General features: G+C 72.2%; 20 protein-coding genes and 1 pseudogene. 9 read left to right on the top strand and 12 right to left on the bottom strand.

Annotated elements, in window-relative coordinates; genetic code table 11:
* The first annotated feature begins 2 nt into the window (after positions 1-2).
* The 5 genes and pseudogenes from ACWGIF_RS26390 to ACWGIF_RS26410 all read left to right on the top strand — a co-directional run.
* Positions 3-1,133 (top strand): sugar phosphate nucleotidyltransferase, encoded by a 1,131-nt coding sequence (locus ACWGIF_RS26390; protein WP_453501076.1) that lies wholly within the window; start codon positions 3-5, stop codon positions 1,131-1,133.
* Complete coding sequence (locus ACWGIF_RS26395) at positions 1,117-3,294, top strand: acyltransferase family protein (protein WP_453501078.1); 2,178 nt, start codon at positions 1,117-1,119, stop codon at positions 3,292-3,294. The genes ACWGIF_RS26390 and ACWGIF_RS26395 overlap by 17 nt, the downstream gene beginning before the upstream one ends.
* A 69-nt stretch (positions 3,295-3,363) precedes the next feature.
* Positions 3,364-4,224, top strand: a complete 861-nt coding sequence (locus tag ACWGIF_RS26400; RefSeq protein WP_453501080.1) for a TIGR03619 family F420-dependent LLM class oxidoreductase — start codon at positions 3,364-3,366, stop codon at positions 4,222-4,224.
* Positions 4,225-4,291: 67 nt separating this feature from the next.
* Positions 4,292-4,969 (top strand): hypothetical protein, encoded by a 678-nt coding sequence (locus ACWGIF_RS26405; RefSeq protein WP_453501082.1) that lies wholly within the window; start codon positions 4,292-4,294, stop codon positions 4,967-4,969.
* Between the two features lie 41 nt (positions 4,970-5,010).
* Positions 5,011-5,157: pseudogene (locus tag ACWGIF_RS26410) on the top strand (VOC family protein); the annotation flags it as partial.
* Positions 5,158-5,171: 14 nt separating this feature from the next.
* Here the strand turns inward: ACWGIF_RS26410 and ACWGIF_RS26415 are convergent.
* The 3 genes from ACWGIF_RS26415 to ACWGIF_RS26425 all read right to left on the bottom strand — a co-directional run bounded on the left by ACWGIF_RS26415 (position 5,172) and on the right by ACWGIF_RS26425 (position 8,077).
* On the bottom strand, positions 5,172-5,969 hold the full coding sequence (locus ACWGIF_RS26415) for a bestrophin-like domain (RefSeq protein WP_453501084.1): 798 nt from the start codon (positions 5,967-5,969) through the stop codon (positions 5,172-5,174).
* A gap of 138 nt (positions 5,970-6,107) precedes the next feature.
* On the bottom strand, positions 6,108-6,383 hold the full coding sequence (locus ACWGIF_RS26420; protein WP_453501086.1) for a hypothetical protein: 276 nt from the start codon (positions 6,381-6,383) through the stop codon (positions 6,108-6,110).
* 128 nt (positions 6,384-6,511) lie between these two features.
* The gene (locus ACWGIF_RS26425; RefSeq protein ID WP_453501088.1) at positions 6,512-8,077 is read right to left on the bottom strand and encodes an APC family permease; all 1,566 of its coding nucleotides are present in this window, start codon (positions 8,075-8,077) and stop codon (positions 6,512-6,514) included.
* A 322-nt stretch (positions 8,078-8,399) separates the two neighbouring features.
* Between ACWGIF_RS26425 and ACWGIF_RS26430 the strand changes: the two genes are divergently transcribed.
* Positions 8,400-9,488, top strand: coding sequence for a DNA alkylation repair protein (locus ACWGIF_RS26430; protein ID WP_453501090.1), 1,089 nt, complete (start codon positions 8,400-8,402; stop codon positions 9,486-9,488).
* 54 nt (positions 9,489-9,542) lie between these two features.
* Positions 9,543-11,387, top strand: coding sequence for a hypothetical protein (locus tag ACWGIF_RS26435; RefSeq protein ID WP_453501092.1), 1,845 nt, complete (start codon positions 9,543-9,545; stop codon positions 11,385-11,387).
* 55 nt (positions 11,388-11,442) lie between these two features.
* Here the strand turns inward: ACWGIF_RS26435 and ACWGIF_RS26440 are convergent, their stop codons facing one another.
* The 5 genes from ACWGIF_RS26440 to ACWGIF_RS26460 all read right to left on the bottom strand — a co-directional run bounded on the left by ACWGIF_RS26440 (position 11,443) and on the right by ACWGIF_RS26460 (position 17,836).
* Positions 11,443-12,906: an aldehyde dehydrogenase family protein gene (locus ACWGIF_RS26440; protein WP_453501094.1), complete on the bottom strand. Its 1,464-nt coding sequence runs from the start codon at positions 12,904-12,906 to the stop codon at positions 11,443-11,445.
* The gene (locus ACWGIF_RS26445; RefSeq protein WP_453501096.1) at positions 12,903-14,642 is read right to left on the bottom strand and encodes an N-acyl-D-amino-acid deacylase family protein; all 1,740 of its coding nucleotides are present in this window, start codon (positions 14,640-14,642) and stop codon (positions 12,903-12,905) included. Before ACWGIF_RS26445 ends, ACWGIF_RS26440 begins: the two co-directional genes overlap by 4 nt.
* Before the next feature lie 228 nt (positions 14,643-14,870).
* Positions 14,871-15,992 (bottom strand): LLM class flavin-dependent oxidoreductase, encoded by a 1,122-nt coding sequence (locus ACWGIF_RS26450; protein ID WP_453501121.1) that lies wholly within the window; start codon positions 15,990-15,992, stop codon positions 14,871-14,873.
* 112 nt (positions 15,993-16,104) lie between these two features.
* The gene (locus ACWGIF_RS26455) at positions 16,105-16,890 is read right to left on the bottom strand and encodes an SDR family NAD(P)-dependent oxidoreductase (protein WP_453501098.1); all 786 of its coding nucleotides are present in this window, start codon (positions 16,888-16,890) and stop codon (positions 16,105-16,107) included.
* 37 nt (positions 16,891-16,927) lie between these two features.
* Positions 16,928-17,836, bottom strand: a complete 909-nt coding sequence (locus tag ACWGIF_RS26460; RefSeq protein WP_453501101.1) for a TIGR03619 family F420-dependent LLM class oxidoreductase — start codon at positions 17,834-17,836, stop codon at positions 16,928-16,930.
* Between the two features lie 247 nt (positions 17,837-18,083).
* Between ACWGIF_RS26460 and ACWGIF_RS26465 the strand changes: the two genes are divergently transcribed.
* Positions 18,084-18,428 carry a hypothetical protein gene (locus tag ACWGIF_RS26465; protein WP_453501123.1) on the top strand — a complete coding sequence of 115 codons (345 nt, stop codon included), beginning with the start codon at positions 18,084-18,086 and terminating at the stop codon, positions 18,426-18,428.
* A gap of 12 nt (positions 18,429-18,440) precedes the next feature.
* Here the strand turns inward: ACWGIF_RS26465 and ACWGIF_RS26470 are convergent, their stop codons facing one another.
* Entirely contained in the window at positions 18,441-19,325 is an 885-nt protein-coding gene (locus ACWGIF_RS26470; RefSeq protein ID WP_453501103.1) for a L,D-transpeptidase family protein, read from the bottom strand.
* 26 nt (positions 19,326-19,351) lie between these two features.
* The gene (locus ACWGIF_RS26475; protein ID WP_453501105.1) at positions 19,352-19,819 is read right to left on the bottom strand and encodes an ATP-binding protein; all 468 of its coding nucleotides are present in this window, start codon (positions 19,817-19,819) and stop codon (positions 19,352-19,354) included.
* A gap of 268 nt (positions 19,820-20,087) precedes the next feature.
* Between ACWGIF_RS26475 and ACWGIF_RS26480 the strand changes: the two genes are divergently transcribed.
* Positions 20,088-20,531, top strand: a complete 444-nt coding sequence (locus ACWGIF_RS26480; protein WP_453501107.1) for an NUDIX hydrolase — start codon at positions 20,088-20,090, stop codon at positions 20,529-20,531.
* Positions 20,532-20,681: 150 nt separating this feature from the next.
* Here ACWGIF_RS26480 and ACWGIF_RS26485 read toward each other — a convergent pair whose 3' ends face one another.
* Positions 20,682-21,533 (bottom strand): trypsin-like serine protease, encoded by an 852-nt coding sequence (locus ACWGIF_RS26485; protein ID WP_453501109.1) that lies wholly within the window; start codon positions 21,531-21,533, stop codon positions 20,682-20,684.
* 88 nt (positions 21,534-21,621) lie between these two features.
* The gene (locus tag ACWGIF_RS26490) at positions 21,622-22,131 is read right to left on the bottom strand and encodes a GNAT family N-acetyltransferase (RefSeq protein ID WP_453501111.1); all 510 of its coding nucleotides are present in this window, start codon (positions 22,129-22,131) and stop codon (positions 21,622-21,624) included.
* Between the last annotated feature and the right edge of the window lie 42 nt (positions 22,132-22,173).

Genomic DNA, 22,173 nt, shown 5'->3' on the forward strand with positions numbered 1-22,173 from the left:
ACATGAACGAAGCGATCCTCCTGGTCGGCGGCAAGGGCACCCGGCTCCAGCCGCTCACCCTGAGCCGGCCGAAGCCGATGGTGTCCGTTGCCGGCGTCCCGTTCCTCGCCCATCTCGTCGCCCGGGCCCGCGCGGCCGGCATCGAGCGCCTCGTCATGGCCACCTCGTACCTCCCCGAGACGTTCCGCGCGTACTTCGGCGACGGCTCCGCCTTCGGGCTGCGGCTCGAATACGTCACCGAGACCGAACCGCTGGGCACCGGCGGCGCGATCCGTAACGCGGCGCGGCTGCTGACCGGCGGCCCGGACAGCCCGGTGGCCGTGCTCAACGGCGACATCCTGAGCGGCACGGACATCTCCCTGCTCGTCGAGCGGCACCGCGCGGCGGACGCCGACGTGACCCTTCACCTCACCCGCGTCGACGACCCGCGCGCCTACGGCCTGGTCCCGACCGGCCCCGACGGCCGGGTCCTGCGCTTCCTGGAGAAGCCCACCACGGCGGCCGACATCGTCACCGACCAGATCAACGCCGGCTGTTACGTCTTCCGCCGCTCCGTCATCGACTCCATCCCCGCCGGGCGGCCCGTCTCCGTCGAGCGCGAGACGTTCCCCGCCCTGCTGGCCGCGAACGCCCGGGTCCTGGGGGTCACCGACGATGCCTACTGGCTGGACCTGGGCACGCCGCAGGCCCTCGTACGCGGCTCCGCCGACCTCGTCCTCGGCCGGGTCGCGTCGGCCGCGCTGCCCGGGCCCTGCGGTGAGGCGCTGCTGCTCGAAGGCTGCCGGGTCGCCCCGGACGCGACGGTGGCCGGCGGCAGCACGATCGGTCCGGGCGCCACCGTGCACAGCGGCGCCCACGTGAGCGGGAGCGTCCTGCTCGACGGCGCCGTCGTGGAGGCCGGGGCCGTCGTGCGCGACAGCGTCATCGGGGCCGGAGCCGTCATCGGCGCGGGCACGGTGCTGGACTGCGCGGTCATCGGCGACCGTGCCCGGGTCGGCAGCGGCAACGAGCTGACGACCGGCCTGCGCCTGTGGAACGACGCCGTCCTCGCCCCGGACTCGGTCCGCTTCTCGCCGGACCCGCGTTCCTCGATACCCGCCCAGAGCGGAGTGCGCCATGCAGCGGCCCTCTGACGACCGCGCGGCGGACGAAACGTTCCAGCTGCGCGTGGTGCAGCAGCCGCACCCGTACGCCGACAACGAGTGGACCCGGTACGAAGCCCCGCAGCCCCCGACCGCGGAGTGGTACGACCAGTTCACCGAGCCCGCCCCGGCCTCCGCCGGGCAACCCGACGGGCCGGCCCGGCCGGCCGCAGCCCCCGCCTCCGTAGCGGCCGACGTCGCCGCACCCGGCGCCGCACCCGGCGCCATCCCCGTCCCCGCTCCCGCCCGTCGCTTCGCCGCCGTGGACGGACTGCGCGGCGTCGCGATCATCTCCATCCTGCTGTACCACACGAGCTGGTTCGCCAACGGACTCTTCGGCGTCGACGCCTTCTTCGTCCTGTCCGGCTTCCTGGTCACCCTGCTCCTCGTCCGCGAGGTGGAGCTCTCCGGCCGCATCCGCCTCTTCCGCTTCTACAAGCGGCGTTTCAAGCGCCTGATCCCCGGCCTCCTGGTGGTCCTCACCGCCGTGGTCGCGCTGACCTACCTGCTGGGCACCCTGCGCGAGGCCAAGACCGTCTCCCAACAGGCCATCACCTCCCTGTTCCAGTACGCCAACTGGGCCCAGCTCGCGAACGGCAACGCCTACTGGGAGGGCAACGGCACGATCGACCCGCTCGCCGCCATGTGGTCGTTGAGCGTCACCGAGCAGTTCTACGTCGTCTGGCCGCTCGTGCTCGCCGCCCTCTTCCTTATCTGCCGCCGCCGCGTCGAGGCCGTGACCGTGTGCGTCGTCCTGATCTTCGCCGGCTCCGCGGCCGTCGCGCCCCTGCTCTTCACCGGGACGAACACCGACGCGCTGTACCTGAGCACCCACTCCCGGGCCGTCGCCTTCATGGCGGGCGCCGCCGCCGCGTGCATCGTCCACCTCGTCCACCGCAGGGCCGACCGGCGCGAGGCCGCGTCGGACGCGTCCGGTCCAGCCGGCGCATCCACCCCGTCCGGCGCGTCCCCTCCGTCCGGCGCACTCACCACGGTCCTGACCGCGACCGGCATCCTCGCCCTGATCGCCGTCATCGCCCTGAGCGTCCTGGTCGACAGCTACCACAAGCCCTGGCTGTACCAGGGCGGACTGGCCGTCGTCGCTGCCCTGATCGCCCTGCTCGCGAGCGTGCTCTGCACGGATCGCGGTCCCCTGGTCAAGCTGCTCTCCGGGAAGATCATCACCGAGATCGGCCAGCTCTCGTACAGCATCTACCTGCTCCACCTGCCGATCTACTGGCTGCTCCAGAAGGGCCAGCCCGACGTCAAGCCCTGGGCCCTGCTGATCGTGGGCGGCGGCCTGACCTGGTTCCTCTCGCTGCTGCTCCACTACGTCGTCACCGAACGCCTCCGGCTGCGCGACTGGCGGCCGCTGCGCGCGGTCCCCCTCCTCGCCGTCACCTGCCTCGCCGTCACCGCCGGCGCGTACTACCTGCCGACCGTCACCGAGCAGGGCATGCGCCCCGACGGCAAACCGCTCGTCGTCACGGCCGGCGACTCGCTCGCCAACGACCTCGCCACCTCGCTGAGCCGGCACGGAAAGGGCTTCGCGGTCATCGACGGCGGCATCGCAGGCTGCGGCCTCATGGGCGCCGACCGGGTCAAGGACCGGCAGAACCTCGTCGTCGAGAACTCCGACGAATGCCGCCGGTCCGTCGAGACCTGGGCCGGCCTGCTCAGGGAGCACCAGCCGCAGAGCGTGGTCGTCCACGTCGGCTGGGACGCGACCCTGCAGGACATCGAGGGGGACGGTGTGTGGATGTCCCCCTGCGACGCGGGCTTCCGCAGCCGCTACACCGAGCGCCTCAAGGACGCCGTCGACCAGTGGCGGGAGGCGGGTCCCGACGTCACGATCCTGCTGATGAACGAGCGCACCGGTACCGGCGCCACCACCCCCGAGTGGGCGCGCTGCTTCAACGCCGTCGTCGGTCAGTACGTCGCCCGCGCCAACGTGCCGCAGCTCAAGCTGGTGGACTTCGCCGGATACCTGTGCCCCGAGGGCGGCCCGTGCCGGGAGGAGACGCCGCGCGGCAAGCGCATGTACCCGAAGGGCGACGACGTCCACCTGACGCCCGACGGCATGCGGTACGTCGTGCCGTGGCTGGAGGGGGAGCTGCGCAAGGCCGTAGGCGGGGAGGCCGCGTCGTCCTGACACCCCCTCAACATTCGTGGGTCCAGCCCGTACCGTTGCGGGTCCCACGTCTCGGAGGTGCCAGAACACATGCGGATCGCCACGACCATCTTCCTCACCGACCGCACCGTCTCCCCCGTACGCCTGGCCCGCAGCCTCGAGGAACGCGGGTTCTCCGGCCTCTACCTGCCGGAGCACACCCACATCCCGGTCGACCGCGTCACCGCCGCCCCCATGGGCGGCGACCTCCCCGACATGTACGGGCGCACCCTCGACCCCTTCGTGGCCCTCGGCCAGGCCGCCGCCGTGACCGAGCGGCTCCACCTCGGCACCGGCATCACGCTGGTCGCCCAGCACGACCCGATCAACCTCGCCAAGCAGGTCGCCACCCTGGACCACCTCTCGCACGGCCGCTTCACCCTGGGCATCGGCTACGGCTGGAACGTCGAGGAGGCCGCCGACCACGGCGTCGAGTGGCGCACCCGCCGCGAACTGGTCCGCGACCGGATGGCCCTCATGCGCGCCCTCTGGGCCCCCGAACCCACGGCGTACGTCGGCCAGTACTCCTCCGTCCAGGCCAGCAGCGCATACCCCAAGCCGGCCCAGGCTCCGCGCGAACTCGGCCCCGGCGCACCCCTGTACGGCCCCCGCACCCTGATCGGCGGCGCGGCGGGCCCCAAGCTCTTCGCGGCCATCGCCGACCACGCCGACGGCTGGCTCCCGATCGGCGGGGGCGGCCTCGGCGAGTCCCTGCCGGTGCTGCGCCAGGTATGGGAGACCGCAGGGCGCGACCCGAAGTCCCTCCAGGTGGTCCCCTACGCCGTCCGGCCCACCCCCGGCAAGCTGAGCCACTACGCCGACCTCGGCATCGAGGAGGTCGTCCTGCAGCTCCCGTCGGCGTCGAAGCCGGAGGTGCTGCGCGCCCTGGACGACTTCGCCCAGTACCTCTGAGCGGGCCCGCGGGGTCGTCTGCGTACGCTGGGCGGCACTGCACGCGGGAGCTCGGATGGAGAGCGGTATGGACACGGCCCGGATACCCGGACCCATGGGCAAGCCGTCCCCGACGGGGGCCCGGCGCACCCGGAACTCCCTCTTCTGGGCCGTGCTCGTCGCGGGCGGCGGCGTGCTGGGCGGCCTCATCTCCCAGTTCCCGTACGCCATGTACGTCGGCGTGCTCATCATCCTCGTCGCGGCCGGGCTCGGGGCGGGCGTCGCCGGCTCGAACTGGAACCGGGCGGGAGCCGCCGCCATCGTGGGCTTCGGCACCATGGCGCTCGGCATCTTCGCCGGAGTCAACCTGAACGAGTCGTACCTCAAGCTGATCGGCGAGCGGGTGGACGCGGTGGTGATGGAGTCCCGCCAGTACACCAACTCCAAGGGCGACGACCGGTTCTTCTGCCGTGTGGTCGACAGCACTGGCGAGAGCCACGAACTCGACCACGTCCAGAACTGCCACGCCGACGTCGAGCCGGGCGGGCCCGTCGTCCTCTTCAAGGACCGGCTCGGGGCCCTCGACCCGTGGATGGAGACCACCGGCAGCCGCGCCCTCGACCCACTGGCGCTGGGCATCACCGGCGGCCTCTTCCTGCTCATCGGCGGCACGATGTTCACGGCGGGCCAACGCCGCCGCACGGACCGGGACCTCTATGAGGAACACCGCCGCAGGCACGGCCCGCCGTGGCGCTCCCGGCGGTAGCCGGATCCGCCCGCCGGACTTCGCGGCTCACGCCCGCGCCCGACGAGGCCCTGGTCCAGCGCCTCGTCGAGCACGGCGGGACGCGCGTCGCCTCGCACAACCCCTACTGGGACGAGTACGGCGTCACCGTCGCCGACCCCGACGGCTACCGGCTCGTGCTCTGCTCCCGCGCCTGGGGCCAGGCCTGAGGCCTGAGTCGCCTCTAGCCGGCGGCGGCCCAGAACTGCGCCAGGGCCGCCTCCTTGTAGGGAGCCGGGCTCACGCTCAGGTCTCCCGCGAAGGGCCGGTCCAGTGCCACCACCAGGAGCAGGCTGAAGCCGATGAGCCCGGCCACCGCCGACACGAACAGCAGCTGCATCTTCAGACTGCGCAGCCCGAACAGGAAGGTGAGCGGGACGATCACGAACGCACCCCCGTACACCAGCACCTGCAGCAGGATCGGCAGCGAGGTCTCGGCCATCGTGATGCGGGCGCGGCGCTGCGCGGCGACGTCGTTGAGGCGGGTGACCGCTTCGGCGTAGAAGGTCTCGGCCCGGACGCCCTTCGGCTCGTACGCCTGGAGGGCCTCGTACAGGGCGTGTGTCTGGGGCCCGGTGGCGTCGTAGCTCGGCCGCCCCTCGCGCATCAGCGGCCACTGAACCTCGACGACGGCGTGCGCGTACGCGCTCACCGCCTCGTGCACCCTCGCGCGGTCGGCCGGCGGGAAGGCGTCGGCGCTGCGCACGACGAGGGCCAGGTCGGTGGCCTCGGAGGCCACGATGTTCTGGGTGTTCTCCAGCTGCGTCCAGAGCGTGACGACGACGAAGGCGAGGATGATGCCGTAGATCGCCCCGAACATGCCGAGCGCGACCCCGACCATCTCGTTGTGGTCCCCCTGGGCCAGGTGCGGGAAGCGGCGGCGGGCCGCCATGCTGCCGAACACGGCGAGGGCGGTGAGGCCGCCCACGAGGAGGACGGCGATGAGGAACGTGCTGACGTGATTGAGCAACCAGAGGATCATGCGCTGCTCAACGAGCGCCGCCGCCCCTCAGCCGCGCCTTCCGGGCGTCGATGAGCTCGTCCCGGTGTTCGCGCGTCCACTCCCGGGAGCGACGGCCCGCGGGATCCCGTCGGCGCTGGTCACCCGTGCCGGCCGAGGTCACTCGACCTTCGGGGTCTTGGGGAGGTGGTGCAGAGCCGAGCCGGCGCCCGTGACGGCGGATCCGGCGGATCCGGCGGCCGATGTGGTGACCTTGACGGCCGTCTTCGTGTCCTGAACGGTCTGGGCCGGGTGGTCGACGATGCCGACGACACGGCCGACGACCGGGGGCGCCTGACCGGCCGGCTCGTCGGCGTGGGCGGCTACGGGGGTGAGTGCGAGGGCGGCGCCGCCGGAGACGACCAGGGCGGCGAGGGTGCGCTTCATGGCGTTCATGCCCGGCCCAACGACCCGGCCACACCCCGGGTCACCACCCGCCCCCCACTTTGAACGCCCGGGGCCCCGGATCGGGGGATCGATCCGGGGCCGCGGGGGTGACTCGGCAGGTGGGGCGGAGGGGACGGTCAGTCCTCGACCACCAGGGCCGGGGTGGACTTCGTCAGGACCTCGCCCCGGAAGAAGGCCGGGCTGCGGCGCTCGGTGACGAACATGATCACCAGGCCGAGGGCCAGCAGGCCGACGCCGATCACGAAGACGTTGCCGACGCCCACGCCGGGGAGGGTGGAGCCGGATCCGTAGGACGGGTCGTAGGCGTCGTACAGGGTCTTGAAGAAGACCGCGGCCAGCAGCAGCCCGCCCAGGACCGGGAAGACGCCCTTGAAGAACAGGTCGCGTGCGGAGCGGCGCAGGTCGCCCCGGAAGTACCAGACGCAGGCGAAGGCCGTCAGCGAGTAGTAGAAGCAGATCATCAGGCCGAGGGCGAAGATCGTGTCGGTCAGGACGTTCTCGCTGACCAGGGTCATCACGGTGTAGAACGCGCCGGTGGCGACGCCCGCCATGACGGTGGCGCGGCCCGGGGTCTTGAACTTCGGGTGGACCTTGGCGTACGAGGGCGGCAGGGCCTCGTAGGTCGACATGGCGAGGACCGTGCGGGCCACCGGGATGAAGGTGGTCTGCAGGGACGCCGCGGCGGAGGCCAGGACGGCCACGAAGAGCAGGATGCCGAGCATCGGGCCCATCACAGGGCCGGCGAGGGCCGCGAAGACGTTGCCGGAGGTCTCCTCGTTGGCGAGGCCGAGGCCTTCGCCGCCCGCACCGACGGCCATCTGGGCGGCGATGCCGGTGGCGAGGTAGGAGCCGACCAGGACGACCATCGCGATGAGGGAGGCCCGGCCCGGGGTCTTCGTGGAGCCGGTGGTCTCCTCGTTGGTGGCCAGGCATGCGTCCCAGCCCCAGTACATGAAGATCGAGAGCGAGAGTCCGGCGGTGAAGGCCGCCATGGACTCGACCGCGAACGGGTTCATCCAGGACCAGGAGAAGTCCAGGCCGGTGTCGAAGGTGCCGGCGGAGGCCTTCTGGAAGGCCATGACGACGAAGACGGCCAGCACGGCGAGTTGGAGGCCGACCAGCGCGTACTGGACGCCCTTGGTCGCGGTCATGCCGCGGTAGCTGATGGCGGTCGCGACGGCGATCAGCGTCAGGCAGGTGGCGATGTGGACGAGCTTGTCGTCGTCCAGGGCGGCGATCGACGGATTGTTCGTGATCTCGCCGGCCAGCAGCCAGAAGTAGGAGGTGGCGACGCCCGCGAGGTTGGAGAGCACGATGATCGTGGCGATCACCAGCCCCCAGCCGCACATCCAGCCGATCCGCGGGCCGAAGGCCTTGACGGTCCAGGTGAAGGAGGTGCCGCAGTCCGGCATGGCCTTGTTGAGCTCGCGGTAGGCGAAGGCGACCAAGAGCATCGGCAGGAAGCCGGCGAGGAAGATCGCGGGCATCTGCATGCCGACTTCACCGGCGGTGGAGCCGAGGGTCGAGGTCAGGCAGTAGACGGGGGCGACGGTGGAGATGCCGATGACGGCGCTTCCCACCAGTCCGACGGACCCCTTGCCGAGGCCCTTGCCGCGAACGTCGCCCTCGGCAACGCCGCTTACCGTGTCTCCGGCCTGAGGCCGAACGTCCAGCTGAGTCATGAGTCAGGACGTTAGATGCTGCGTATTCCACATCTGGAGGATCGAAGTCCGGAAAGAGAGGCCCCAGAACGCCTTGGAATCTTGAGGCCGAGGCGGTTCACGGGCGCGCAATACAAGGTTCACATAGGGATCGGCCCGCGCTTCAGCAGGCTCCAGAGGGAAGCTTTCGGCATGCGGAAACCGCAGGCGTGTCCGTTTTGAGAGTTTTCAAAGTTTCCCTCGTGACTTTGCGGTGACCACTGGTAACCGCCGCCGAGCGGGCAGCCGCGGCCACATACGGATCCACATCCACATCCACATCCACATCCGCAACACTGTCCCCATGCCCACGGCCGATGAGCTCCTCAGCGCGGAAACCGTCCATACCCTTGCCCGGCTGCTCGCCCAAGCCGGTGGGCGCCGGTCCGCGCCCGCCCTGACCGCCCGCGCCGACGCCCTCGACGGGCTGACGTACAGCGGCCGGGTCGCCGCCGTCCGCGACGCCGTGCTCGCCGACCTCCCCGCGCACTGGCCCGCCTTCGAGGCCGTTGTGCGCACCGCCCTCGCCGACCCCGCATTCGAGGGGTGGATGACCTTCCCCGTCAACGAGGCCGTCGCCGTCCGCGGGCTGGAGGTGTTCGAGCCCGGGCTGGCGCTGCTGCACGACCTGACCTCCCGGCTGACCGCCGAATCCGCCGTACGGCCCTTCCTGCGCGCCGACCCGGCCCGCGCCCTGGCCGTCGTACGGAAATGGACGGACGACCCGGACCCGCACGTCCGCCGCCTCGCCAGTGAAGGCACCCGGCCCCGGCTGCCGTGGGCCCCGCAGCTGCCCGCCTTCGTGGCCGACCCGCGCCCGGCCCTGCCCGTCCTGGACGCCCTCCGCGGCGACGAGTCCGAGTACGTGCGCCGCTCCGTCTCCAACCACCTCAACGACATCAGCCGGGACCACCCCGCTCTCGCCGTCGAGACCGCCGCCCGCTGGCTGGCCGGGCCGACGGCCACCACGGACCGCGTCGTACGGCACGGGCTGCGCACCCTGATCAAGGCCGGCCGGCCCGAGGCGCTGACCCTGCTCGGCCACTCCCCGGACGTACCGGTCACCGTGCGCGGGCCGTCGGTCACCACCCCGCGAGTCGCCGTCGGCGACTACCTCGTCTTCGACTACGCGGTCACCAACACCGGCGAACTGCCGGCCGAGTTGGTGGTCGACTACGTCGTGCACCACACGAAGGCGAACGGCACCCGCACCCCCAAGGTGTTCAAACTCGTCACCCGTGCCCTGGCACCCGGTGAAACCCTCACCGGCACCAAGCGCCACTCCTTCAAGCCGATCACCACCCGCCGCTACCACTCGGGCGAACACCTGGTGCAGCTGCAGATCAACGGCCGGGTGCGCGGAGAGGCCGTTTTCTCGCTGGACGCGTCCTGACCCCGCCTGGCAGGCTCCTCCCATGATCTACGGAATCGAGTCCCACCCCGCCCGATGAGCGTCCGCGACGAGCGCGAGCCGCTCGCCCCCCGGACGACCTCTCTGTACGACTACGCCCTCTTCCGGCACGGCATCGAGCCGGAGGGCCGGATCCCCTCCGGCGGCTTCCCCCTCCCCGAGGGGTTCCCCGACATCGACGAGGACGACGAACTCGACTACAGCCCCGCCGAAGCGGCGGTCACCGAGGCCCTCGCCCCGCTGCTGGCCGACCCGGACACCGACCGGGCCGCCGAATCCGCAACACTGCGGCTGGCCGCGCTCCCCGTCGAGCCCGGAACCGTCCACCGGATCACCTACTGGATCGGCCGCCGCCTCACACCGGCCGACCCGATCACCGGCACCGCCCGGTGCCTGGCCCGCCGACTGGCACGCACGAGCAGCCACCCGGCCGCGGTCAGCGCCGGTCTCGGCCTGCTGACCTGGCTCGGCGGGCCCGAGGACGTCCCCTGCATCCGCACCCTGGGCATGCTCGAAGGCTTCGCCGACCCGGCGGTCGAGGCCCTCGAACGAATCGACCGCCATGCGGCCGCGCTGCTGTGGCTGACCCGCCGCAATGACGAACCCTCCGTCCAGCAGCTGATCGAAGCGGTGACCAGCGAGGACTCCGACGCCGTACGGGCCCTGCTGCTCCCGCCGGCGGACCCGCCGCCCGCACCCTGGCCCATACCCGTCGCCCGGCTCGCCGAGGTCGTCCGGCTCGACTCCCTGCTGCATGCGTACCCGCAGGACGGGCGGCTGGTCGGACTGGCCGGACGCATGCTCGCCGTGATGGCCGACCCCTACGTCCAAGGGCCGCGGTTCCCCGACTACTCACGTCCCGTGCCTCTGTACGAGGCGGTGGTCGCCGGGGCGCACCGGCTCACCCCGGAGCTGGACGCCCACGCCATGCTGCTGTCGCTCGCCATCGACCTGTACAGCGGTGCGGGCGCGGTCCTCCACTGGCCCCCGCGGCGCCGCGAGGAGCTGCTCGACACCCTGGGCCGGCTGCTGGCGCGACCCGCCTGGTCGGCCGTGACCGGAAAGGCGGCGGACGGCGAGGGCGGCGCCGGGCTCCGGGCCGGCTGGATCCGCCGCACCGGGCGGCGGCCGTTCGCCCGCCCCGGCGGGCCGGACCGGTTCCGCCTGGAGGTCGTCGTGACGGACCCGGCCGTCCGGAGCCTGGTGGAGACGCGCATCCTGGTCGACGGACTCCCCGTGGTGGCCGCGCTGTTCCCCGTAGGTGTCTGCGAGGGTCCGGGGGCCCTGCTCGACAACGGCCTACTGCGGGCCGGGGCCGAGCCCCGCGAGGTGCAGCTCGCCTGGCCGCACTGCGGCGAGTCGTGCTGCGGCGCGCTCCACGTCACCATCCGCCGGGAGGGCGACCAGGTCGTGTGGGACGGCTGGCGGGGCGCGGAGGGGCCGCAGCCCGCAGCGCTGCGATTCGACGCCGCCGCCTACGACGCCGAGATCACCCGAGCCACGCAGGACCGGGAGTGGGAGTGGCCGGCCCACACGACCGCTCTGCTCATCGCCAGAGGTCTGCGGGACCGGCCCGAGCTGCTCTCCGCGTGGGACTGCGGGGAGGTCCGGGCGCACCCCTCGTGGGCCGATCCGGGGACGGTCCTGGTCTCGTTCGCCCACGAGCGCGGCCTGGGGGCCGGAACGCAGGTCCCGGACGGACCGCGGCTGCACTTCGAGTGGCTCGTCCCGGACGACGGCTCCCCGCCGCAGGCGCAGGCAGCCGCAGCGCTCCGGCGGCTCGCGGCCGGCGATCCCCGGTTCCTGGCCAGTCTGCGTCATGCCCGCCGGGAGGACGCCGAGGCCCTCGGTTTCCCCTGGCCCGAGGAGGAAGAGGAATAGGGGGTCGGGCGGGCGGCCTTCCCGGGTGCCCGCCCGCAGTCCGCGGGTGCGGGACCTACGCCGTCCAGACGATCGACTGCGTCTCGCTGTACGCGTGCAGGGCGTACGAGCCCACGTCGCGCCCCACGCCGCTGCGCTTGAAGCCGCCGAACGGGGCCTCCATGTTGCGGCCGATGGTGTTCACGCCGACCCCGCCCGCCCGCAGCCGCCGCGCCACGCGGAACGCGCGCGCCGAGTCCCCGGACCACACGTAGGACAGCAGTCCGAAGTCGCTGTCGTTGGCCAGCCGGATCGCCTCGTCCTCGTCGCCGTCGAAGGGGACGACCACGACGACCGGGCCGAAGATCTCCTCCCGCACCACGCGCATGTCGTTCGTGCAGTCGACGAGGAGGGTCGGGGCGACGTAGAAGCCGCGGCCGTCCCCCACCACCGGGCGCTCGCCGCCGTGGGCGATCCGCGCGCCCTCCTTCTTCCCCAGCTCGATGTAGGACTCCACCCGGTCCCGGTGGGCCGCCGAGATCACCGGCCCCACCACCGTCCCGGCCTCCGCCGGGTCGCCGACCTTCATGAAGGCCAGATAGCCGGTGAGCTTCTCGATCAGCCGGTCGTAGACCGACCGGTGCGCGATCACCCGCGTCGGGGCCGTGCAGATCTGTCCGGAGTAGAAGGAGAAGGTGGTGCCGATGCCCATCACCGCCGCGTCCAGGTCGGCGTCCTCGAAGACGATCGCCGCGCCCTTGCCGCCCAGCTCCATCAGCTGCCGCTTCATGGTCCGCCCGCACACCTCGGCGATGCGCTGTCCGACGGCCGTGGAGCCGGTGAAGGACACCATGTCCACGTCCGGGGAGTCCACGGCGGCCTCGCCGACCTCCACCGACCGGCCGTTCACCACGTTCACCACGCCCGCCGGCACCCCGGCCTCCGCGAGCGCCTCGGCCATCTTGAACACCGACAGAGGGTCCTGCGGGGCCGGTTTGACCACCACCGTATTGCCCATGGCCAGGGCCGGGGCCACCTTGCCCGCCGGGTTCGCCCACGGGTTGTTGTACGAGGTGATGCAGGTGACGACCCCGACCGGCTGGCGCACCTCCAGCGCGCCCAGGATGCTCGCCTTCCCCATCGGGCCGGCCTCGGTGACCTGCGGGGGCAGGCCCCTCTCCACGGGTTCGAGGGCTCCCCTCGCGTACCGCCGGAAGCGGGCGACCCCGACCCCGACCTGCATGCCGCGGGCGATCCCGGTCGGCGCGCCCGTCTCGGCCCGGGCCAGCGCCGTCCACGGCTCTAACTCCCGCTGCATGACGTCCGCGGCCCGGTCGAGGATCGCCGCCCGCGCCTCGGGCTTCGTACGTGACCAGCTCTCGAAGGCCTCGGCCGCGGCGCGGGCCGCCTCCGCTACCTGTGCGCGCGAGGCCTCGGGTGCGAGCCCGACCACCGACTCGTCCGCCGGGTCGACCACCTCGTAGTGGCCGCCCGCCGGCTCCACCCACTCCCCGCCGATGTAGAGCCTCTGTACCGTCATCGGGTGCTCACCGTCCTCGTGTCACGGCCCGACCGGAGCACGATTCCGGGGATCGCCCCCGTGATCTCGTCGTCGCGGATGGTCTCCACGCCGTTGACCCGTACGGAGACGATGCCGACGGCCCGTGCGTCGAGCCGCGGGCTGTCCCCGGGCAGGTCGTGGACCAGGGTCGCCGGGCCCGCCTCGATGCGCTCCGGATCGAAGAGGACCAGGTCGGCGTGGTAGCCCTCGGTGAGACGGCCGCGCTCGCGCAGCCCGAACAGCCGGGCCGGGTCGTCGGTGAGCATCCGTACCGCCTGCTCCAGCGGCACCAGCCTGCGGCCGCGCAGGCAGTCGCCGAGGAAGCGGGTGGTGTACGGGGCCCCGCACATCCGGTCCAGGTGGGCGCCGGCGTCGGAGCCGCCCAGCATGACGTCCTCGTGCTGCCAGGTCTCGGCGCGCAGGGCCCAGCTCGCCGGGTCGTTGTCGGTGGGCATCGGCCAGAGCACCGTGCGCAGGTCGTCGTGGGCGCAGATCTCCACCAGGCAGTGGAAGGGGTCCTGGCCGCGCTCGGCCGCGATGTCGTTCACGACCCGGCCGGAGAGTCCCTCGTTCTCCTTGCTGTACGTGTCCCCGATGACGTACCGCCCGAAGTTCGCGAGGCGCCGGAAGACTCCGGCCTCCTTGCTGTCGGCGCGGCGCAGCATCTCGGCCCGTACGCCGGCGTCGCGCAGCTTCTCGATCCGCTCGGGGACGGGCAGGCCGAGGATCTCGCCCCAGCCGGGGATGAGGTTGAGGGCGCAGAAGGTGCCGAGGGACATGTTCATGGGGGTGAGGATCGGCATCGTCAGCGCGACGATCCGGCCGCCGGCCTTGCGGGCGCGCTCGCTGGGGACCAGCTGGCGCGGGACCCGCTCGGGGACGGAGGCGTCGATGGTGAGGACGTTCCAGTTCAACGGCCGTCCGGCGGCCGCGCTCATGCCGACGAAGAGGTCGATCTCCTCGTCGGAGAACTGGTCGAGGCAGCCCGCGACGATCGCTTCGAGCTGCGTGCCCTCGTGTTCGGCGACCGCCCGGGAGAGGGCGAGGAGTTCGGCCGGCTCGGCGTGCCGGGAGGCGACGGGGGCGCCGGAGCCGTCGGAGTGGGTGGAGGACTGGGTGGTGGACAGGCCCCAGGCGCCCGCGTTCATGGCGTCGTGGAAGAGGTCGAGCATCTGCTGCATCTGCTCGGACGTGGGCTGCCCGCCGACGGCGTCCTCGCCCATGACGTGGCGGCGCAGGGCGCAGTGGCCGACCATGAACCCGGCGTTGACGGCGATCCGGCCGTCGAGCGCGTCGAGGTACTCGCCGAAGGTGGACCAGGTCCAGTCGACGCCCTCTTCCAGCGCCTTGAGGGCCATGCCCTCGACCCTGCTCATCATGCGGCGCGTGTAGTCGGCGTCCTGCGGGCGGTCCGGGTGGAGCGGGGCCAGGGTGAAGCCGCAGTTGCCGCCGGCGACGGTGGTCACGCCGTGGTTCATGGAGGGCGTGGCGTACGGGTCCCAGAAGAGCTGGGCGTCGTAGTGCGTGTGGGGGTCGATGAAGCCGGGGGTCAGGACGAGGCCGGTGGCGTCCTCGCTGGTGCGGGCCGCTTCGGTGACGGTGCCTGGTTCCGCGATGACGGCGATCCGCCCGTCCCGTATCCCGACGTCTGCGATGCGGGCGGGGGCGCCGGTGCCGTCCACGACGGTCGCGCCCTTGATCAGGTGGTCGAGCATGACGTCCCTTCGCGCTGGATTGGGCTCGTGCCCCGGCCGGAGGCCGCCGGGCCGGCCGCGGCCTCGGCACGGCCTCCGGCCGGGGCGGGTGCGGGACGGCGGTCCGGGAAGGCGCCGTCCCCGTACGGGGGTTCCGGGTCCGGGGCGCCGGGCCGGGTGCGGCCGGGGTCGTCGCCTGTCACCCGTCACCCGCCACCCGTCACCCGTCACCCGTCACCGGGGCAGCAGCTAGGCGGATTCCCGGAAGCGGGTCGTGCGGTGGACCGGGTCCGTGTCGATGTGCGGGATCACGTGCTCGCCGATGAGCTTGACCGTGGTCATCGTGTCCTCGTATGACACGCCGGTCGGCAGACCGAAGGAGAGCTGGTCGGCGCCCGCCTGCTCCCAGCGCTTGCACTGGGCGCGGACCTCCGACGGGTCGCCGCAGATCAGCAGTTCCTCGGCGATCAGCAGCTCGATGATCTCCGCGTTGTACTCCGGCAGGGTCTCGGGCCACTGGGGGATCGCCTCGGGCCGCGGGAAGGTGTCGTGGTAGCGGAAGACCAGCGACTGGAAGCGGTTCATCTGGGCGTTCACGGCGATCTCGACGGCCTTGTCGTGCGTCTCGGCGCAGATCGCGGTCGAGGTGACCATGACGTTGTCGTTGACGAAGGCGCCTATGGCGTTCGCCTCCCGGATGGCCGTCTTGTACTGGTCGAGGACCCACTCCATGTCGGAGACTTTCTGCACGCTGAAGCCCAGCACGCCCAGGCCCTTCTTCGCCGCCATGGCGTAGGAGGACGGGGACCCGGCGGCGTACCACATGGCCGGGTGCGCCTTTCCGTACGGCTTGGGAAAGATCTTCCGCGGCGGCAGCGACCAGTGCTTGCCCTGGAACCCCTCGTATTCCTCCTGGAGGAACATCTTGGGGAACTCCGCGATGGTCTCCTCCCAGATCTCCTTGGTGCCGTTCATGTCCTCGATGCCGGGCAGGAACCCGAGGATCTCGTGGCTGCCGGCCCCGCGGCCGGTGCCGAATTCGAAGCGGCCCTTGGAGAGGTGGTCGAGCATGGTGACCTTCTCGGCCACCTTGACGGGGTGGTTCACCGGGGCGAGCGGGTTGAAGATGCCGGAGCCGAGGTGGATGCGTTCGGTGGCGTGGGCGAGGTACCCGAGGAACACCTCGTTCGCCGACAGGTGCGAGTACTCCTCCAGGAAGTGGTGCTCGGAGGCCCAGGCGTACTTGAAGCCGGACTTGTCCGCCTGGATGACGTACTCGGTCTCCTCGATCAGCGCCTTGTGCTCTGCCTCGGGGTCGACCTTGGACCGCGCCTCAGGCACGTATCCCTGCACAAAGAGCCCGAATTCCAAGGGGTTCACCGTCCTTTGGTTTCTGACGTAGCGTCAGATTTGATGCCCCGACTGTTCCACCGCGGGGGCGGGAGCGTCAATACCTGACGCCTCATCAGATAGCGCAGGACGGCTACAGCACGCTCACGCCCGCCATCCAGCCGCCGTCGATCACGAACGGCTGACCGGTGATGTACGAGGAGTCCTCGCCGGTCAGGAACAGCGCCAGCCTGGCGATCTCCTCCGGCTGCCCCACCCGCCCCATCGGGACCACACGCTTGTAGAGCTCCGCCATCGCGTCCCTGGCCTCGTCGGTCATGTTGGCCGGGTCCAGCAGGCCGGGATTGGCCATCGGGGTGTCCACGGCGCCCGGGCACATCGCGTTGACCCGGATCCCCTTGCCCGCCAGCTCCAGTGCTGCCACCCGGGTGAGGCCGAGAATGGCCGCCTTGGTCGCGGCGTAGGTGCCGACGTACGCCATGCCCGTCAAGCCGGTGTACGAGGAGGTGTTGACGATGGTGCCGCCGCCGGCCGCCTCGATCTCGGGGGCCACCGACTTGATGCCGAGGAAGGCGCCCACCTGGTTGACCTGGACCACCTGCTGGAACTCTTCCAGGGGGGTCGCGGTCAGCTCGTTGAAGCGCAGGATGCCGGCGTTGTTGACCAGGCCGTCCACCGGGCCGAAGGTCTCCTTCGCGGCGGCGATCGCCGCCGCCCAGTCCTCCTCGCGGCTCACGTCCATCCGGACGTACCGGGCCCGGTCCTCGCCGATGTCCTTGGCCACCGCGGCGCCCTGCTCGTCCAGCACGTCGCCGAGCAGCACCCTGGCGCCCTCGGCGGCGAAGAGGCGGGCCTCCTGCTCGCCCTGACCGCGCGCCGCGCCGGTGATGATGACGACGCGCCCGTCCAGCTTGCCCATGTCCGTGCTCCTAGTCGCTGGTCACTGATCGTGGTCCTCAGTCGTTGAGGTGGGGGGCCACATCGGCCCCGAACGCGGTGATCTGATCGACGAGCTCGGTGCGGTCGCGGCTGCGGAAACGGACCTGGATCTGGTCCACGCCGAGCATCTTGTACTCCCGCAGCGACTCGGCGAGCGCCTCCGCCTTGCCGGTGAGGGTGCGCCGCCCGGTGTCCCAGCCGGGCTCGCCGACGTACAGCGCCTCGGTGATCGCGCCGAACTCGATCGGGCCCGCCACCCCGGCCTCGGCGCGCAGTTCCCTGATACGGGCGATCTGCGCCGGAAGCCTGTCCCTCGGGTCGCCCTGCGGGAGCCAGCCGTCCCCGCGGACCGCGGCCCTGCGGACGGCGGCGGGCGAGGAGCCGCCGACCCAGACGGGGACCCGCTCCTGGACGGGGCGCGGCAGCTGGCCCAGGTCCTTGAAAGAGAACAGCTCGCCCTCGAACTCCGGGTACTCCTCGGGACCCAGCGCCGCCCGCAGCGCGTCCAGGGTCTCGTCGAGGACGGCCCCGCGGCGCGCGAAGTCCACGCCGAGGACCTCGAACTCCTCCTGGACGTGCCCCGCGCCGACGCCGAGGATCAGCCGGCCGCCGGAGAGGTGGTCGAGGGTGGCGTACTGCTTGGCGCTGATCAACGGGTGGCGCAGGCCGAGGATCGCCACGTGGCTGAGCAGCCGCACCTGCTCGGTGACCCCGGCGAGGAAGGACAGGGTGGCCACCGGGTCGTACCAGACGGTGCTCATGGGCCCGGCGAGCCGCCGCGGGATGGCCACGTGGTCGCAGGTGGCCACGTACCCGAAGCCGGCCCGGTCGGCGGCCCGCGCGACCGCGGCGAGGTCGGATGCGGTGGCCGACGCCTCCCAGGGCTCGGCGTAGAGGGTGCTCTGCGACTGGACCGGGAGCTGCATCCCGTAAACCAGCCGACCTTCCGGAAATACGCGCGCCATGCCGGGCCCGCCTCGCCTTCGTCTGCCGATGCGTATGTCGGTGCCGGGCCATCGTCGTAGCTGACGGTCAGTCAGACAAGGGGGAGGGCCGGTCCGGTCGGACGAAGGTTGCGGGTACGGGTCCGTACCGAGAGCGAGTTGGACCGGGGCGCCTGGCGGAGGCGAGGAACCGGTGACGGAAACGCACATCGTGCTGGATGAGACGGCGATGCCGGCAGCAGGGCAAGGCAACATCCTCGCCTCCCGCCTCATCCACCGCGCGCACGCCGAGGCCGGCTGGTATCCCTACGCGCCCTCTTGCGCGCTGGTCGAGGCCGACCGCGCCCGGCCCGGCACCGCTGAGCACCTCGCCGCCCTGCCGGGCATCACCGTCCTCGGCCTGGACCTGCCCGCCGCACCGGCCGTCGCACGGCAGGAGACCTGGGCCGCGGCACACACCCGGCACGCGGCCCAGCCCACGCCCGAGCGTCCGGAAGGCGCCGTCATCGCCAGCACGCTCCCCAAGCGGTGGGAGTGCGAGCCGGTCCGCGTCCTGGACCTGGGCGGCGTCTGACCGGCACTCCGGTCAGAATCCCTCCGGACCCATCACGATGACCGGCTTCGCCGCCGGGTCGAGGGTCTCCAGAACCTTCTTCATGGCCTCCTTCGGGATGCCGACGCAGCCCTGCGAGGGGCCGTCGTGGTCCACGTGCAGCCAGATGTTGCCACCCTTGCGCTCCCCCTCCGGCTTGACCTGGTTCAGCGGGGAGGTGCCCGGTTTGCGGTTGTAGTCGATGGCGACCACGTAGTCGAAGGAGCCCGCCAGGGACTCGCCGTTCACCCCGCGGCCCGTGGCGACGAAGGAGGCGTTCTTGTCGTACGGGAGCCGGGTACCGGGCGGCTTCGGCAGCAGACCGCCCGCGTCGCTCAGCGCGAAGACGCCCTGGGGGGAGGTCAGATCGCCGTACGTGCGCTCCGTGGACCAGCCCTTGGCCCCGTTGCGCGCCGGCCAGCTCTCGCCTCGGACCCAGTCGGCGCCGGCCGCGGGACGGGTGTAGAAGACGGCGGTGGACTCCGAGGACTCCCTGCCCTTGCCGGTGACCAGGATGAGCTGGCGGGACTCGGCCGGGATCCTGGCCCGGGTCTGCCCGCTGATCCCGGTCAGGCCCTGGAGGGCGGCCGGGGCAGAGTCCTGGGCCGCGTCGCGGGGGGCGCCCTGCGGTGCGTCCCGGGGGGCGTCGCGCGCGGCTCGTTCCGCGGCCGGCGGGCGGGAGTCGGCGCGCGCCTGCGACGCGGTCCCGACGGCCTTCTCGTCGAGGGCGTACACCCAGCCCGCCGCGAAGGTCAGCAGGCCGAGGGTGGCGGCGAGGGCCACCCGACGGGATGCGGGCGCGGACGTACGCGTGCGTCCCGGACGGCGCGTACGCGACGTACGGAGGGTGCGGGAGCGGGCTCGGCGGTGCTTGCTCATTGAACCGACCGTACAGCAGCCGCCCTTCACTCCGGCTGAACGCTGCCCTGCAGCCGGGAGCGTGCCACCGGGAAGCGGACGCGGACCGTCAGGCCGCCGGGCGGGGCCGGGTTGGCTTCGGCCGCCGGCTCCGCCCCGTGCGCCGGTGCGATCGACGCCACGATCGAGAGCCCCAACCCGGCGCCCTCACCTGCGGCGTGCTGCCGTTCGGCGCGCCCGCGGAACGGCTCCAGGAGCTGCGGCACGTCCGCCGGACCGATCACCGGGCCGGTGTTGGACACCGTCAGTTCCCCGTCGGGAGAGGTGGCCACGGCGATCCGGCCTCCGGCGCGTTTGTGACGTACCGCATTGATCAGCATGTTCCGCAGGAGGTGGCCCAGCAGGGCCCGGTCACCCGTCACGGTGAGCGGCGCGAGGGTCCGTACGACGGTCAGCCCCTGGTGCGGGCAGGCCGCCGGCTCTGCCGCCGCGAGCGCCGCCAGGTCCACCGGCACCGGCTTCGCGTCCAGCCTCGTGATCGGCGCGCTGGCCGGCCTCTACCCGGCGGTCCGGGCGGCCCGGCTGTCGCCGACGCTGGCACCGTCGGCGGCGTAGGGCGGGGCGGGGCGGAAGAGGCCGTCGTACCGGACAGGCAGGGACGATCGAGGCGCGGTGAGCGGGCCTCGGTGAGCAGGCGGCGGTGAGCAGGCCTCGGGGAGCGGGCGGCGAAAGGCCAGGTGCAAGCCCATCCCCCGGATCCGATCACCGGCGTACTCTGAATCGATGAGGCGAACTCCACGTCACGCGGCGCGCGTTGTCATCCTGTCCCCGGCCGGATCCGTGTTCCTCTTCCGCGAGGACAACGTGGAGGTCGGCATCCACTGGCTGCCGCCCGGCGGCGGCATCGACCCCGGCGAGAGCCCCGAGGAATGCGTGCGGCGCGAGCTGCGCGAGGAGACCGGGTGGACCGACTTGGAGCCGGAGCGGCTGCTGTGCACCTGGGAGCACGACTTCACGCATCAGGGAGTCCCGGTCCGCCAGCACGAGCACATCTACCTCGCCCGGGGACCCCACCGCGAACCGGTGCTGGAGGCACCCGGCATCCACTGGCAGTGGCTCCCCGCGGAGCGCCTGGCCACACTCGGCGAACCGCTGTGGCCGCCGAGCCTGCCGGACCTCCTGGCGAACGCCCCGGCGGAGCCGGTCCACCTGGGACTGCTGGCCTGACAGCCGACGGGCGAGAGGGAGTGTCGTCGCAGGCGCGCCGGCCATCCGCAGGGCCGGCCGGACGGTGCTGTGCCCGACGGCCGGACGGGTCCGTGCCGACGGGCCGACCCGTATCGTGCCGACGGCCCGACCGGACTGTAGCGATACGACCTAGCGAGCCGCGCCGGAGGAGGCCTTCGTGTACAGCGAGGCCGCGTACTCGCCGAGGACCGTACTGGTCGACACATCGTCGGTGTCCCCGCCCGTGAGGATGCCGACGATCTTCCCGTCCCGGGCGATCCACGCACTGCCGCTGGTACCGCCCGGGAAGTCGGCGCAGTCGAAGCGCTGTTGGGTCGCGCTCAGGCGGACGGCCACCGACGTGCAGGTACGGGGAACCTTGCGGTCGGCGGGGTAACCGGTGACGGTGACCTCCTCGCCCGCGCGACCGCTGGTGTCCAGCGAAGCCGCACCGGTCACGTCCTCGATGGTGCGGCCCTTGGCGTCGGGGGCGAGGCGGGCGAAGGCGAGGTCGTAGTCGTCGTCCGTACCCTCGGCCCAGCGGTCGTCCTCGAAGACCTCCTCGATCTTCCATGTGCCGTACGGAGCAACCCCATTGGCGTACGCGGGTGCGAAGACGGCCGTTCCATCGCCCTGCCGGCCGTCGAGCAGGCAGTGTCCGGCGGTGATGATCAGGTTGCGGCCGGGGCTGCTCACCACGGTGGCGGTGCAGAAGTGATCACTGTCCAGGCCGTTCGTGAACAGGGCTCCGGTGAAGGCCGCGGGCCCACCGGGCGGAGGCGTGACGGCCAGCGGCAGCGTGGTCGCGGGAGGGGGGGAGAGCTGAGGCTTCGCCGCTTGCGATCGCGAGGGAGCCGTCGGCGACAACGTCGGCGCGGCCTGCGCCCGCGCGGCCGGAACCTCCCCGGGCGGCGGCGCCAGCTTGGCGACCGCGGCGGAGGCCCCGAGAGCCGCCGCAGCACACAGCACCGCCGTCACGGCGGTCCGCTTGTCCACCGGCATGATGATCCTCCTGCTTTGCCCCGGCGAAGCATGCCTCGGGGGCGGGGGCGGGTGCAAGGGGAGGGCCCCGCCCGCCCGCCTACGGCCGTCAGCTGCCCGGTTGCACCGCGGCGGCTTCCCGCAGGCGGCGTACGAAGCCGACGCCCGGGCGCCCGTCCACTTCGACGTCGCCGGCCGGCGTGAAGCCGGTGCGGGCCAGTACGGCGCGTGAGCCGGGGTTGTCGAGCGTCGTGACCGCCCGCAGCGCCGTCAGGCCGTACTCCGCGGCAGCCAGTGCGCAGACCTCGTGGACGGCGGCCGTGGCCAGTCCCCGGCCGGCGGCCTTCTCGGCGATCCGGTATCCGAGCTCGGCCGAACCGTCCGCCACGTCGACGAGGTTGACCCGCCCCACGACCTCGCCGCTGACGTCCACCAGGACGTGGAAGAGGCACGACCCGGCGGCCTGCTCGGCCATCAGGGCGTGGTGCCGCTCGTCGAAGTGGGCGAAGTAGTGATCGCCGCGGTCGGGGACGGATGCGGCGAAGTAGGCCCGGTTCTCCCGTTCGAACGCAAGCAGGGCCGGAGCGTGGTCGAAGCGCAGCAGCTGGAGTTGAGGCACGGCTCGATGCTAAGCGCCCGAGCCGGCGCCGCCCCTACGCCA

The organism is Streptomyces sp. NPDC054849 (genome assembly GCF_053610945.1).

Excerpts from the sequence above, each read along its gene's own strand:
- ACWGIF_RS26390 (WP_453501076.1), top strand. The coding sequence starts at position 3 with ATGAACGAAGCGATCCTCCTGGTCGGCGGCAAGGGCACCCGGCTCCAG.
- ACWGIF_RS26395 (WP_453501078.1), top strand. The coding sequence starts at position 1,117 with ATGCAGCGGCCCTCTGACGACCGCGCGGCGGACGAAACGTTCCAGCTG.
- ACWGIF_RS26400 (WP_453501080.1), top strand. The coding sequence starts at position 3,364 with ATGCGGATCGCCACGACCATCTTCCTCACCGACCGCACCGTCTCCCCC.
- ACWGIF_RS26405 (WP_453501082.1), top strand. The coding sequence starts at position 4,292 with ATGGACACGGCCCGGATACCCGGACCCATGGGCAAGCCGTCCCCGACG.
- ACWGIF_RS26415 (WP_453501084.1), bottom strand. The coding sequence starts at position 5,969 with ATGATCCTCTGGTTGCTCAATCACGTCAGCACGTTCCTCATCGCCGTC.
- ACWGIF_RS26420 (WP_453501086.1), bottom strand. The coding sequence starts at position 6,383 with ATGAACGCCATGAAGCGCACCCTCGCCGCCCTGGTCGTCTCCGGCGGC.
- ACWGIF_RS26425 (WP_453501088.1), bottom strand. The coding sequence starts at position 8,077 with ATGACTCAGCTGGACGTTCGGCCTCAGGCCGGAGACACGGTAAGCGGC.
- ACWGIF_RS26430 (WP_453501090.1), top strand. The coding sequence starts at position 8,400 with ATGCCCACGGCCGATGAGCTCCTCAGCGCGGAAACCGTCCATACCCTT.
- ACWGIF_RS26435 (WP_453501092.1), top strand. The coding sequence starts at position 9,543 with ATGAGCGTCCGCGACGAGCGCGAGCCGCTCGCCCCCCGGACGACCTCT.
- ACWGIF_RS26440 (WP_453501094.1), bottom strand. The coding sequence starts at position 12,906 with ATGACGGTACAGAGGCTCTACATCGGCGGGGAGTGGGTGGAGCCGGCG.
- ACWGIF_RS26445 (WP_453501096.1), bottom strand. The coding sequence starts at position 14,642 with ATGCTCGACCACCTGATCAAGGGCGCGACCGTCGTGGACGGCACCGGC.
- ACWGIF_RS26455 (WP_453501098.1), bottom strand. The coding sequence starts at position 16,890 with ATGGGCAAGCTGGACGGGCGCGTCGTCATCATCACCGGCGCGGCGCGC.
- ACWGIF_RS26460 (WP_453501101.1), bottom strand. The coding sequence starts at position 17,836 with ATGCAGCTCCCGGTCCAGTCGCAGAGCACCCTCTACGCCGAGCCCTGG.
- ACWGIF_RS26465 (WP_453501123.1), top strand. The coding sequence starts at position 18,084 with ATGCCGGCAGCAGGGCAAGGCAACATCCTCGCCTCCCGCCTCATCCAC.
- ACWGIF_RS26470 (WP_453501103.1), bottom strand. The coding sequence starts at position 19,325 with ATGAGCAAGCACCGCCGAGCCCGCTCCCGCACCCTCCGTACGTCGCGT.
- ACWGIF_RS26480 (WP_453501107.1), top strand. The coding sequence starts at position 20,088 with ATGAGGCGAACTCCACGTCACGCGGCGCGCGTTGTCATCCTGTCCCCG.
- ACWGIF_RS26485 (WP_453501109.1), bottom strand. The coding sequence starts at position 21,533 with ATGCCGGTGGACAAGCGGACCGCCGTGACGGCGGTGCTGTGTGCTGCG.